This is a genomic window from Leisingera sp. MMG026 (assembly GCF_021654205.1).
Taxonomy (GTDB): Bacteria; Pseudomonadota; Alphaproteobacteria; order Rhodobacterales; family Rhodobacteraceae; genus Leisingera.
Genome location: NZ_JAKFZM010000009.1, coordinates 67,857 through 80,307 on the forward strand (window position 1 = coordinate 67,857; position 12,451 = coordinate 80,307).

10 protein-coding genes are annotated in these 12,451 nt (G+C 68.4%); 4 read left to right on the forward strand and 6 right to left on the reverse strand.

Annotated features, from left to right (window positions below):
• The first annotated feature begins 113 nt into the window (after nt 1–113).
• The 4 genes from L1069_RS06780 to L1069_RS06795 all read left to right on the forward strand — a co-directional run bounded on the left by L1069_RS06780 (nt 114) and on the right by L1069_RS06795 (nt 4,993).
• The gene (locus L1069_RS06780; protein WP_237455149.1) at nt 114–2,513 is read left to right on the forward strand and encodes a calcium-binding protein; all 2,400 of its coding nucleotides are present in this window, start codon (nt 114–116) and stop codon (nt 2,511–2,513) included.
• A 344-nt stretch (nt 2,514–2,857) separates the two neighbouring features.
• Nucleotides 2,858–3,052, forward strand: coding sequence for a helix-turn-helix domain-containing protein (locus L1069_RS06785; RefSeq protein ID WP_237455150.1), 195 nt, complete (start codon nt 2,858–2,860; stop codon nt 3,050–3,052).
• The gene (locus L1069_RS06790) at nt 2,983–3,693 is read left to right on the forward strand and encodes an IS30 family transposase (RefSeq protein WP_237455151.1); all 711 of its coding nucleotides are present in this window, start codon (nt 2,983–2,985) and stop codon (nt 3,691–3,693) included. Before L1069_RS06785 ends, L1069_RS06790 begins: the two co-directional genes overlap by 70 nt.
• A gap of 178 nt (nt 3,694–3,871) precedes the next feature.
• Nucleotides 3,872–4,993 (forward strand): glycosyltransferase, encoded by a 1,122-nt coding sequence (locus L1069_RS06795; protein ID WP_237455152.1) that lies wholly within the window; start codon nt 3,872–3,874, stop codon nt 4,991–4,993.
• On the opposite strand, the gene L1069_RS06800 is transcribed toward L1069_RS06795, so the two are convergent.
• From L1069_RS06800 to L1069_RS06825, 6 genes are read right to left on the reverse strand one after another with little or no spacing between them, the layout of a single operon-like run.
• Nucleotides 4,935–6,488, reverse strand: a complete 1,554-nt coding sequence (locus L1069_RS06800; protein WP_129373282.1) for an oligosaccharide flippase family protein — start codon at nt 6,486–6,488, stop codon at nt 4,935–4,937. The genes L1069_RS06795 and L1069_RS06800 overlap by 59 nt on opposite strands.
• Nucleotides 6,482–7,471: a sulfotransferase gene (locus L1069_RS06805; RefSeq protein ID WP_237455153.1), complete on the reverse strand. Its 990-nt coding sequence runs from the start codon at nt 7,469–7,471 to the stop codon at nt 6,482–6,484. The genes L1069_RS06800 and L1069_RS06805 overlap by 7 nt, the downstream gene beginning before the upstream one ends.
• Nucleotides 7,468–8,325, reverse strand: coding sequence for a formyltransferase family protein (locus L1069_RS06810; RefSeq protein ID WP_237455154.1), 858 nt, complete (start codon nt 8,323–8,325; stop codon nt 7,468–7,470). Before L1069_RS06810 ends, L1069_RS06805 begins: the two co-directional genes overlap by 4 nt.
• Nucleotides 8,322–9,203, reverse strand: a complete 882-nt coding sequence (locus L1069_RS06815) for a PIG-L family deacetylase (RefSeq protein WP_237455155.1) — start codon at nt 9,201–9,203, stop codon at nt 8,322–8,324. The genes L1069_RS06810 and L1069_RS06815 overlap by 4 nt, the downstream gene beginning before the upstream one ends.
• The gene (locus L1069_RS06820; RefSeq protein WP_237455156.1) at nt 9,203–10,384 is read right to left on the reverse strand and encodes a glycosyltransferase; all 1,182 of its coding nucleotides are present in this window, start codon (nt 10,382–10,384) and stop codon (nt 9,203–9,205) included. Before L1069_RS06820 ends, L1069_RS06815 begins: the two co-directional genes overlap by 1 nt.
• The gene (locus L1069_RS06825) at nt 10,384–12,423 is read right to left on the reverse strand and encodes an acyltransferase family protein (RefSeq protein WP_237455157.1); all 2,040 of its coding nucleotides are present in this window, start codon (nt 12,421–12,423) and stop codon (nt 10,384–10,386) included. The genes L1069_RS06820 and L1069_RS06825 overlap by 1 nt, the downstream gene beginning before the upstream one ends.
• Between the last annotated feature and the right edge of the window lie 28 nt (nt 12,424–12,451).

Here is a 12,451-nt window from a genome sequence, read left to right on the forward strand (position 1 = left end):
ATTGTCGTCAATCTGTAAACAATGTCCCTGATTTTGCCCGCTTTGCTTCCCGCATTGCGCCCCGCGCCCTGGCCAGTCTCAGCCCCGGGCCGCAAGCGCAAAGGAGCGGGGTTATGGCACTGGCATTCACCGGGCGGTTCGCCGCAGAGGATCTGATTTTCGGCGCCGATCTGCGCGATCTGGAAATCGCCGTGCAGGACGGCCAGGCGGTGCTTTATGCGGCCACCGGCATGAACGGCGGTATCAGCCGCTGGCAGCTGGATGGCTCCGGCGCCCTGCCGCAGCTGGCGGGCCAGCAGCTGCACGGGCAGGCCGGGATCCGGACCGGGGATTTCCACCTGGCAGAGGCCGGCGGCGGGCTGCGGCTGCTGCAGGGCGGAACCAGCCAAAGCGCGCTGACATTTTATGAGCTGGCGGAAGATGGCAGCCTGGGCAGCCAGGACCGCGATGCGCTGGCAGGCGCCGATGCGGGCGGCTTTGGCGCGGTGGCGGTGCTGCAGCTGGCAGATGGCAAATCCGCGTTTTATGCGGTGGGGGCGGCCAGCGGCGGTCTGCAGGGCTGGCAGCTGGATGCGGCGGGGGATGTGCAGGGCCAGGCCGGTGCCGCGGGCGGCCATGCGGCTTATGGCCTGGATCCGGCGGCGCTTTTGGCTTTGGTGCAGACGGCGGGCGGCCCGGTGCTGCTGGCGGCGGATGCGCGGGGGCTGCACAGCTTCCGGGCCGATGCCGCCACCGGCGCGCTGAGCCCCGGCAGCGATCTGGGGGCGGAACAGGGGCTGGCGGTCTCCGGCGTTACTGTGCTGGAAGGGTTTGAGGCCGGCGGCAAATCCTGGGCGCTGCTGGGGGCGGCGGGCAGCAGCTCGCTTACTCTGATGCAGGTGGGCGCGGATGGCGGGCTGCAGGTCTCAGCCCGGCTGCAGGATACCGCGATGACCCGTTTCGGCGGCCTTAGCGCGCTGGAGGTGGTGGAGGCAGAGGGCCATGTGCTGGTGCTGGCGGCGGGCAATGACGGCGGCCTCAGCCTGTTCACCCTGACCCCGGGCGGCGCGCTGATCCATCTTGAGAGCCTGGAGCACACACCGGGGCTGGGTTTGCAGAATGTGACCGCGCTGGAGGCGGCGGCGGTTGGCGGCCAGCTGCAGGTCTTTGCCGCCTCGGGTGCGGCAGGCGGCATCAGCCGGTTCACCCTGCCGCTTGGCAGCCTGGGCGAGATGCATCTGGCGGCGGCGGGGGCGGCGTGGCTGGACGGCAGTGCCGGCAATGACGTGCTGGAGGGCGGCCGGAGCGGTGCAAACCTCTATGGCCAGGCGGGCGATGATGTGCTGGTTGCGGGGGCGGAAGGCGGCTGGCTGACCGGCGGCAGCGGTGCTGATACCTTTGTCATCAACCCGGCGGCCGGGGCGGTGACGGTGCGCGATTTCACCCCCGGCGAAGACCAGCTGGACCTGTCGCTGTTCGAAGGGCTCTACAGCACCGGCCAGCTGGATGCGCAGGCGCGCAGCAGCGGCATGGTGATGGCGGCGGGAGGCACCCGGATTGTGCTGATCAGCGATGCGGGCACGCCGCTGGAGCTGGCGGATGTGTTCGGCCCGGATCTGCGGTTTTCCTTTCCGCAGCGGCAGGAGGCGGGGGAGACCCTGCCCGGCGGCAGTTTCTACGGCGGCAGCGGCGCCGACCGGCTGGACGGCACCGGCGGCGATGACCTGCTGAGCGGCGAGGGCGGCAACGACCGGCTGGACGGGGGGCGTGGCAATGACAGTCTTGAAGGCGGCATCGGCAACGACCTGCTGGAGGGCGGGTCGGGCAATGACCGGCTGGAGGGCGGCAGCGGCGCCGACAGCCTGAAGGGCGGCAGCGGCAATGATGTGCTGGAGGGCGGATCCGGCAATGACCGGCTTTATGGCGGCGGCGGCAGCGACAGGCTGAAGGGCAGCATCGGCAATGACCTGCTGAAAGGCGGCGGCAGCGATGACAGGCTTTATGGCGGCAGCGGCGCCGACAGTCTCAAAGGCGGCGGCGGTCAGGACCTGCTGTCCGGGCAGGGCGGCCGCGATCTGCTGCAGGGCGGCGGCGGCAGCGACACCCTGTCCGGCGGCGGCGGCAAGGACCAGCTCAAGGGCCAGGGCGGGCATGATGACTTGAAGGGCGGCGGCGGCAAGGACAGCCTGAAGGGCGGGGCGGGGCGCGATACGCTGGACGGCGGCAAGGGCCGCGACCAGCTCAAGGGCCAGGGCGGCGATGACCGCCTGGAGGGCGGCAAGGGGCATGATCTGCTCAGCGGCGGCGGCGGCGAGGATGTCTTTGTCTTTGCCCGCGGCCACGGGCGCGACACCATTTCCGATTTCCGCCCCGGCCGCGACCTGATTGATCTGCAGGGGGCTGCGGCGGACGGGTTTGCGGATCTGGACATCAGCCGCCAGGACGGCGGAGCGCTGATCCTCACCGGCTCGGGCAGGATCTTTCTGGAAGACCTGAACCCGGGCCGGCTGGATGCGGATGACTTTTTGTTTTGAGGATGGCCGGGGCTGCATGTGGCACTGGCTGAATGTGACACTGGCAGGATATGCCGAACGTATACACTTTTGACATTGGGGTCCTGCGGCGCCGGGCCAGCTGCCAGCAGAGCAGTTGTGTGATGTCAGGAAGATCAGGGGCTGGCCGTTTGCCGGGCTGTTGGCGGCAGCCCGTCAGCGGCATCAGGTGATGCTGCACTTGCGCCGCGCCGCCGCTTTTGCGGGGCAGCGATTAAATATTAAGCATAATACTGATTACAGGACTCCCTCGGGTAGCCGCAAAGCAGTAATGTCACTCTCTTCGCATAAGGCATCGAGGACGAGCGGACTTGGGATGGGTGATGATGAGCGAGCGCGAGTTGAACCGCGTTGAGGTTCTGGCGCAGGTCGATGACGGCCGGTTGACAGTTGATAACGCGGCGAACCTGCTGGATCTGACACGGCGGCAAATATTCCGGCTGTTGAAGCGGTGCCGCCAGGATGGTCGCCCGAACAGATCGCAGGTCGCTTGCAACACGATGGCCAGGCTTTGCGCGTGAGTCACGAGACAATCCATGCCTATGTTTACGGTCCAGATGGTCAGTCTGAAGGTCTGGCGCGCTATCTTCCGCATCGTCGCAAGAAGCGGCAGCCAAGACGGCGGCGCACACCGCGTGGCCTTGTGTTTCCACCGGATCGGTCGATCCATGAACGCCCTGACTACGTCAAAACCCGTGAGACTTTTGGCGAATGGGAGGGCGACCTGATGATTTTTGAGCGGGCTCAGGGCAAGACAAACGTCGCTTCCCTAGTCGAACGCAAGACGCGCTTCGCCGTTCTGTTCCGCAACAACGACCGAAGCGCAACGCACCTGATGAACGTGATGGAACCCCAGCCCCAACCAGCCCGCAAATCCATCACGTTTGATCGCGGCATTGAGTTCCGCAATTGGCGTAAACTCAAACCAGAGATAGGAACAAAAGCGTGGTTTTGCGATCCTCAGGCACCCTGGCAAAAGGGTTCTGTCGAGAATCTGAACAAGCGTGCACGTCGATATTTGCCACGGGATGCGCCTGTGGCCGCACTCTCAAATCGAGAAATGAAGTCAATTTGCGACCGCTTGAATGGCACGCCAAGAAAGTGCCTGGGATGGCGAACACCAACTGAAGCCTTCAGGGAAGAGCTGATGAAACTAAGATAGTGGACGCCGTCGCAACGACCCTTGAGTTTCCACCGCAAAGCAGAAATGTCACTCTCCTTGCCGCCCGCTTTTGCAGCTGCAATCCGCAGGTGATACGCGGCCGTCTGCCCGGGTAGGAACGAATCGCAACCTTGAATAGCATTGCCAGGGTTTGGAGCGATGTTCCGGGGGGTCTCAGGTGCCGGGTTTTGACACGATGACATCCGGCCAGGGGCCAGGCCTGCCTGCAGAGAGCGCAGTTTGCTGCGGGCCGGAGAGCGTGCTGGTTGTGGTCCCTGCCCTGAATGAAGCGGCCGCAATCGAGGCTTGCATCGCGTCCTTGCGTGCCGGGGACGGGTTCATGGAGCATGTGCGGATCGTCATCGCCGACGGCGGCAGCAATGATGGCACCCAGGATATTGTTGCCGGCCTGGCGGCGTCGGATCCGATGCTGCAGCTTGTTCATAATCCGGACCGGCTGCAATCGGCGGGGATCAACCGCGCGGTGGACAGCGCAGCGCGGCCTGAACACACAATCCTGGTGCGCTGCGATGCCCATTCGGTCTATCCGCCGGGCTATGTCAGGCGGGTGGCCGAAGCCTTTGCGGCGCGCCCTGAGGCGGCCTCGGTTGCCACCGTGATGGATGCCGCAGGCCACAGCGGGTTTGAGCGCGCCTGCGCCTGGGTGGTGGATACGCCGCTTGGCTCGGGCGGGTCGCAGCACCGCGGCGGCGGGCGGTCGCAATGGGTGGATCATGGCCATCATGCCGGGTTCCGGCTGGATTGGTTCCGCCGCATCGGCGGCTATAGCCCGCGCTTCAGCCATAACGAGGATGCCGAATACGACCGCCGCCTGGTGCTGGCCGGGGGGCGGATCTGGCTGGATGCGGAAAACCGGCTGATCTACAGGATGCGGCCATCGCTGGCGGCCTTGATGCGGCAGTACTGGAATTACGGCCGCGGCCGCGCACGCACGGTGCTGGAGCACCGGATGCGGCCGCGCCTGCGCCAGCTTGTGCCGGTGCTGAATGTGCTGGGGCTGCTGGGCTGCCTGGTTCTTGGCGCAGTGTGGCCGCCCGCGCTGATCTGGCCTGTGGCTTATGCTGCGGCGCTGCTGGCGGTCTCGCTGACGGGCGCGCTGTGCCTGCGCGGCCCGGCCGGCCTGTGGGCCGGGGCGGCGCTGGGGGTCATGCACAATGCCTGGGGGCTGGGATTTCTGCGTATATGGGTGGCTGCTTGGGTGCCCGCTTGGCTGTCCGGGGTCATGGTGCGGGGGATGCAGCGGGCGCAGCGGATGCTGTCTCGTTCGCCGAAGCCCTGAGCCGGGCGATGTCGGCTCTGAGCGGACGCCAGGACAGCGCGGCGGCCAGGACCGGCGCGGCAGCGGCGGCTGCCAGCACTGCCAGCGCTTCCCAGGCCAGTCCGGGGATTTGCGGTGCGGCCCAGATCCTGAACCCCAGCCCGGCGGCGATGCCTGCCGCCGCCGGCAGGATCAGCTGGCGCGCGCAGGCCAGGCGGTCCAGCGGCACGCAGCGCCCGAGATAGGCCCAGTACCGCGGCAGATAGGCGATGGCGAACAGGCTGCGGACCAGGATGGCTGCCTCCAGCCCGAACGGCAGCGCCGCCAGGAACAGCAGCAGCCCGATGGCAAAACGCTCAGCCGCCATGCGCAGCCGCAGGTCGGTCCGGTCGGCCACCATGAAGACGCGGGCGCCGCTGGAGGCCACCGCGTCGATCAGCAGGCCGGGCACCGCCAGCGCAAAGACAACGGCCACCGGGCGCCAGGGTTCGGACAGGATCCAGACAAAGGCCGCCTCGCCGGCCAGAGCGATCACCAGGAAAGAGGGAAACAGCAGCGTCGCCAGCAGCCGGGTCGAGGCAAGATACAGGGCTGCGACCTCTGCCGCGCCCTTGCCCTCCCGCCACTGCCGCGACATCGACACAAGCGTCACCTGCGACACCGGCCCGGCCAATGCGGTCCGGGCCAGCCGGGCGGCGCGTTCGGACATTGCCCAGAGCGACACCGCAAGGGTGCCGAACACTGGCCCGAAGGCCAGCACCGGCGTCTGGTTCTGCAGCGTCATGACACCGGAAAACAGCAGCGTGTTCTTGCCGAAGTGCAGATGCGGCCGCAGCAAGGGCCAATCAAAGGCAAAGCGCGGCTGAAACGCGGACAGCCAGGCAAACCCGGCCGCCCGCAACAGGGCTGTGACCACCTGCTGCGCCACCAGCGCCCACACCCCTGCACCCGCCAGCGCCAGCGCCACTGCCGTCAGCACCCCGGCGATCCCTGCCGCCACGGTCACGCTTGAGATCTGATCAAAGCGGTAGGCGCGCTCCAGCGCAGCCTGATGCGCTGACGTCAGCGATAGCAGGAAAGGCACCGAGGCCAGCACCAGCACAATTGCCGCCAGACCGGGTTCGCCCATCACCCCGGCAAAAACCGGCGCCGCGGCAGCGGTCATCCCGGCCAGCGCTGCGCCGACCAGAAACAGGAACCAGAACACGCTGCTCCACTCCACCGGATCAAAATGCTGCCTGCGCACCAGCGACCGGCCAAGGCCGGCGTCGCTGACGGTATTGGCAAACAGCGGGATCACCATGCCAAGCGCCATCAGCGCAAAGTCCCGTACATCCAGCAGCCGGGTCAGCACCGGCAGGCTGAACAGCTGCAGCAGGGCCAGAACGGCGCGGGCGCCGATCAGCGCGCGGATGCTGGCAAAAAACTGCGCCGGTGCAGCGCCGCCGCTGCCGCCGCTTTCGCTCCGGCCGGGGCTGCGCCCCGGAAACGGCAGGCGGGCGCGCAGCCTCAGCATGTCTGCCCGTCCGCGGCAGCCGCAGCCGCACGGGTGTCCGGCTGCGGCTGGACGGCAGCAGGCGGCGGCACCTTGGGCAGCAGCGTTTCGTCATAGACCCCGATGCCGAAATCCGTCAGCACCCGCGACATGCGGCTGATCTGACGGTCGCTGAAGGCCTGCTGCCACTTGCCGACCTGGGCCTGCGGGTTGCCCAGCAGGCTGGCGTCGACGGTCATCCGGCTGGCCTTGTCGATCCGGGCCAGCGCCGCGGCAGGCACCGGACTGCCCCAGGCGGCAAACAGGCGGGCAATCTCCTGTTCCGGATGCAGGGTCAGCGTCTCATAATGCATCCGGACAGTGCGGGCGCGGGTCACCGGATCCTCCAGCGCGGGCTGCTGGATCCGGCACCACATCGCGACGATACGCTCCTCGTCTGTGTCCAGCGCGCGGATATAGCGGGCAGACTCTGCCAGATCCCCGGCATAGCGGCCGCGGGCCAGATCGGCCTCCATGCCATCGGTGCTGAAGTTCCCCATGCGGATTTGCGAAGCGGCGATGGCAAAGGGATGGCGCAGAAAATGGATCGGCGCGCGCCGGAAGGCAATCCGGCGCAGCATCCAGGGCAAAAACCCGTTGGCGCGGCAGCATTTCACGATCAGCTGCCGGGCGCGCAGGAAATCCGCAACCGGACTGGCCCAGCCTGTCCAGCCGTTGATATGCCGCCCGGACAGGACTTCGCGCAGCAGGGTCTCGGCCTCGGGCCAGTCCGCGCCGGGCGGGATGATCTGGCGCCAGGCAAAGCCGAAGTCGCGCACCTTTGGCGCATGATCCAGATGGAACGGCTCCCAGATGACCGCGCTGGGGGCGGCAGCGCACAGCACCTCGCTCAGCCAGGTGGAGCCGCTGCGCGGATCGCAGGACAGCAGCACCGCATCCTCGGCGCAGAAGCCGCGCATCTTCAGGGCGGCGGCAATGACAGGGGCGCGCAGCAGCTGTTTCACCGGCGGTCCTCCGCGGGCTGCGGCACAGGCGCGGGCGCCTCGGGGCCGGTCAGATAGCCCAGGCGGCGCAGAAGCTGCGCCCGTGCCGCAAGGGTGCGGTCGCGGCTGCGGCGGGGCCGCGGGCCGGGGCCTTGCAGCATTGGCCGGGCGCTGCCGTCCAGCACCGCTGCTACCGCTTGCGGCACCGTGTGCAGCGCCTGCAGCAGGTTGCGGGCCCGCAGCATCTGCGGCGTCAGCGGCGGCGCCGCTTCGGTCCGCTGCTGCAGCACGATGCGGCCGGTGTCGACGCCGGCATCGACAAAATGCACGGTGATCCCGCAGCTGTCCCAGCCTTGCTCCAGCACCTGCCAGAATTCGGCCTGGGTGCCGCGGTAGGCCGGCAGGATCGAGGAATGCATGTTGAGCGTGCCGAGCCGCGGCAGGCTGAACACCTCCGGCTGCAGCACCGGGGCGCCGGTGACCGCGATCAGGTCCGGCTGCCGGGCAGCCAGCCAGGCCAGGCTGGCGGCGGCATTGGGGTTTGCGGATGTGTGCACCTTGATGCCCGGCGGCCAGGCCGCAGGCGGGGCGGCGGCAGTGTCAAAGGCCCGGGCGGCCTGCTGTTCAAGGCGGGTTTCCAGGCGCCGGACCCGGCGTTCCAGGAATGAGGCGCGCAGGGCAAAGGCCAGCATCCGGCGCAGCTTTTGGCGCCGCGGGACCGGGCGCTCAATGGCGAGAATGCCGCATAACTGCGCGCCGGATCGCGCCTGCAGCGCCGCCGCCATGGCGCGGCCAAAAGGCACGTTGTGGCAGATCAGCAGGATCCGCGCGCAGGGCTGCGTCTGCGCTTGTGGCGGTGGAGGCTGCGCGCTCATTCCGACAGCTCCCGCGGGTCAAGCTTGCGGAACAGCTCGTGCCGGGACTGAAAATGGCGCAGGAAACTGTCTGGCAGCCCCGACCAATGCGGCTCGGGGCCGTACTGGCCCAGCTGCGAGCAATGTGCCGCCAGCGCATGGGCTTTCTGCGCCCGCAGATCTGTGATCCGGACCGTATGCATTTGCCAGCCGAGCACCGCGCGCGTCATCAAAGCCACCCCGCGCAGGAAGCCGCCGGTATTGCTGCCCTGCCCGCGCCAGGAGCGGAAATCATAGCTCCAGACCGGGTATTCATAAAACGCGGCAGCCGGGCCGTCCCAGGCGGCCATGGCCCGGCGCGCGGCGCGGGCCAGCGCCTGATGGTCGGGGTGGCCGTCGCTGAGGGCGCAGACATAGACCTCTTGCGGCTGGGTCCGGACCAAGGTGTCCAGGACCGCCGCGCTCAGCCGCTGTTCCTGTGCGTCAAGGCGGCTGTCCTGGAACCGCAGGAAGTGCAGCGCCCCGGCCTCCACTCCCAGCCGGGCGCAGGCGGTGCGGGTTTCGGCCTCGCGCAGCGCCGCCAGCCGCTCCCCGGTGGTTTGCAGGGTCTGCTCATAGCGGTGCGAGGCGGAGCCGTCGGTTGCCATCAGCACGGTGACCGGGGTTCCGCTGCGCCGTTTGAGCGCGATCAGACCGCCGCAGCCCAGGGTCTCATCATCCGCATGCGGCGCTAGCACCAGGGCGGTCCGGTGCGCGGTGCGCGCGGTCATATCGCGCGCCTTCAGGCGCAGCGCTGCGTGAAAGCCGCGGCAGGCGGTCTGTTCGGCCTGCAGCCAGGCGCGCTGGCGCAAGGGCGGCGGCGCGGCGGGACGGGTCGCGGACGGGGCCAGCTCTGTCATCAGGCCGCCCCCGGACCGCGGCGGCGCGCCGCAAGATGCGCCGGAAAATACTCGCCGCGCCGGATCATCCCAAGGGTCTTGCGCAGCACTTCCAGGGGCGGGGCATAACGCGGACCCGGTGCGGCGGCGGCAGCGGCGTTGTGCAGGGCGGCCAGCCGCTCCGGCACCGAGGCCAGACTGTGGCGCTGTGCGATGGCGGCCCGTGCCCGGGCGGCAAGGGTGCGGGCCGCTGCCGGATCGCGGCGCAGTTTTTCGATCACCCCGGCGGTGCCTGACGGCGGGCAATACAGCGCCAGATCGCCGAACGTGGGCGCCAGCCGCGGGTCCAGCACGCAGACGGCGCCCATCAGCATCGCCTCGGCCACTGTGCGCCCGAAGCTTTCGCTGGAAGCGGGGTGGAAGTGGTAGACAAACACATCAAGCCCGTCGAGGAAACCAGCCACCGGCTGTGCGTCGAAATCAAGGATCGTCCAGTCCGACAGGTCCGCACCCATCTGTTCCAGATCCGCGCGCGGGCATCCCATCACCCGGATCTCTGTGTCCGGCAGGCAGGGCAGACTGGCGGCAATACCGGTTGCGGTATCCGGCCATTTCAGCGGATCAGCCCGGCCGTGGCGGCCGATCACCAGCCTGCGGCTGGAGAAGGCCTGCCGTGCGGGCGTCCAGGCGGCGGGGTCGAACACATTGGGCCAGTCCAGGGCGCCAAGGCGGATGAACGGGGTGAACGAGCGCAATTGCTGGCGGCACAGTCCCGACACCGGCAGCCAGAGCGGCCGCGCCCCGGTGGCGCGCGCCACCCGGTGGGCGGTGGCAATGGGGTCATACTGCAGCGATCCGTCGCCCCGGAACGGCAGGTGGTGGGCGACTAGAAACGTTTTTTCCGCCCGCAGCCGCAGCGGTGTGCGGATACCGTAGAAAAAGGTCATCGGATGATGCAGAAACACGCTGCGGGCGGTGACAGGGCGGTCTGCAGACGGCTCCAGCCGTTCGATCCGCGGGTCCTCGCACAGCGCCGCAATTGCCGGGCTGCGCCGGTCCGGGGCGCCGTCGAGATAGGGGCTGCGCACCTCAGCCAGGCCAACGCGCAGCCCGGCCTCGAGAAATGCCGCGATATCGCTGGCCATGGCGGCAGCAGTGCCGCCGCAGAACCGCGGGTCGATCACGCAGGCAGCATCCAGCATCAGCGGGTTCCCTCTGCGGCGCGGGCTTCGATATGCGGCGGCGCCATGACCGCGTCAAAGGCAGCTCCAAGTAGCGCCGCACCGGCAGAATTGAGGTGATCATCGTCGTAATACAGCGGCGTTCCGTCCTGGGTCACCCGGCAGCGGTCCGCGCCGCACAGGGCGTCCTGGGGAAGGATGCGGGTGGCGCCATGCTGTTCCGTGATACGGTCGAGCGCTGCGATCACGGCGGTGTTGCGGCGGTCATATTCGCTGCGGGCCAGGCCGAACGCATCAGGATCACGGCCGTGCAGCACCAGTTTGGCCAGGGTCTCGGGCACCTTATGGCCGATCTCGGGGACCGGATAGACAATCGCCACCTGCCGCCCGGCGCTGCGCAGCCGGGCCACCGTCGTGCTGAGCTTGGCGGTAAGCCGTTCAAGCCGCTGATCCTCGGGCCAAGGGCCGGTTCCGGTATCGGCAAACAGCGTTGGCCCCCAGTCCCGCTCAGCCAGGCCATAATCCACAAGGTAGCCCTCTGCCGCCATGGCGTAGCGCGACACCAGGATCACGGTTTCAATGCTGTCTGTGCCGGTCAGATAGGCCAGCGCCCCGTTGCCGTATTCGGCGCAGCGCCCGGTCTGGCCGTCCAGCCGTTCGGTTTCCGGCACCGGCAGGCAGCCGGAGCGCGACAGATAGGCCAGCCGCCGCCCGCTGCGCTGCGCGGCGGCCTCGGCTTCGGGCAGAAGCGCTGCGGCATGGCTGTCGCCCCAGATCGCCACCGTGGCCGGGCCCGCGGTTTCGGGGCCGAACAGGCAGGGGGTGCCGGGCGGGCGCCAGGCGCTGTCCCGTGCCGTGCATTCGCGCAGCCGCGGGTGGCGGTCAGCAGCAAACCCCGCCAGCCGTACGGCCTCTGGCGGCAGGCGGCCCGGAAAGCCGTTCCCGGCCAGCACTGCCGCAGAAACCGCCGCTGCGGCTGCAATGCCGACCAAGGCGGTTGCAAGCACCCGCGCCGAAGACGGCGCGCGCCCTGCGGCCTGCTGCGCGGGCGGGCGGCGGAACGGGGTCTCGACGTATTTCCAGCTGGCCCAGGCCAGGACGGTGGAGACCGCCACCACCAGGATGCAGCCCGCTGTATCGGGACGGTCAAGGGTGATTTGCTGGTAGAACACGATCACCGGCCAGTGCCACAGGTACAGCGAATAGGAGATCAGCCCTATCCACACCAACGGCCGCAGGGACAAGATGCGGTCGCAGACAGTTCCCGCCTGCCCGCCCGCGGCGATGATCATTGCCGCGCCGGCAACCGGCAGCACGGCGGCCGCACCCGGAAACACTGTCGCCTCGTCAAAGCGGACAACCGCATAGGCAATCATCGCCAGCCCGCCGAGGCCCATTGCCTCGCGGGCCAGGCGCCCGAGGCGCAGGCCGGCGATCAGCAGTGCCGTAAGCGCGCCTGCGCCCAGCTCCCAGGCGCGCCAGGGCAGCAGGTAATAAGCCATGTCGGGCCGCATATGGGTGGTCAGCACGCTGAGGCCGAAGGACAGCAGGGTGAGTGCGGCGATCAGCCTGACCGGGCCGCGGCGCAAAGCGGCGAGCAGCATCATCAGCGGCGGAAAGATGATGTAGAACTGCTCTTCTATCGCCAGCGACCAGGTATGCAGCAATGGCTGGTCGTAGATCCCGGGGCTGAAATAGCCGGTCTCGGACCAGAACAGGATGTTCGACAGAAACACCGCCGCCGCCAGCGCGGCGCGGGCCGCGTCCTCGAATTCAGCCGGCATCAGCAGGACATACCCCGCCGCCAGCACCGCCGCGGTTACCGCAAACAGGGCCGGCAGGATGCGCCGTGCGCGGCGCTCATAGAAGCGCAGGATCGAGAAGGTGCCCGCCGTGATCTCGCGGTGGATGATAGAGGTGATCAGAAAGCCCGAGATCACAAAGAAGACATCCACCCCCACAAAGCCGCCGGGCAGGCCGACGGCGCCGGCATGGAACAGCACGACCGGCACAACCGCGACCGCGCGCAACCCGTCGATATCGCGCCGGTAGCCGGTCATGGCAGGGCGTCCGTTTGCGCGGCTGCAG

What these genes read in the sequence shown, in the direction of transcription:
- L1069_RS06780 (WP_237455149.1), top strand. Translation starts at nt 114, where the DNA reads ATGGCACTGGCATTCACCGGGCGGTTCGCCGCAGAGGATCTGATTTTC.
- L1069_RS06785 (WP_237455150.1), top strand. Translation starts at nt 2,858, where the DNA reads ATGAGCGAGCGCGAGTTGAACCGCGTTGAGGTTCTGGCGCAGGTCGAT.
- L1069_RS06800 (WP_129373282.1), bottom strand. Translation starts at nt 6,488, where the DNA reads ATGCTGAGGCTGCGCGCCCGCCTGCCGTTTCCGGGGCGCAGCCCCGGC.
- L1069_RS06810 (WP_237455154.1), bottom strand. Translation starts at nt 8,325, where the DNA reads ATGAGCGCGCAGCCTCCACCGCCACAAGCGCAGACGCAGCCCTGCGCG.
- L1069_RS06815 (WP_237455155.1), bottom strand. Translation starts at nt 9,203, where the DNA reads ATGACAGAGCTGGCCCCGTCCGCGACCCGTCCCGCCGCGCCGCCGCCC.
- L1069_RS06820 (WP_237455156.1), bottom strand. Translation starts at nt 10,384, where the DNA reads ATGCTGGATGCTGCCTGCGTGATCGACCCGCGGTTCTGCGGCGGCACT.
- L1069_RS06825 (WP_237455157.1), bottom strand. Translation starts at nt 12,423, where the DNA reads ATGACCGGCTACCGGCGCGATATCGACGGGTTGCGCGCGGTCGCGGTT.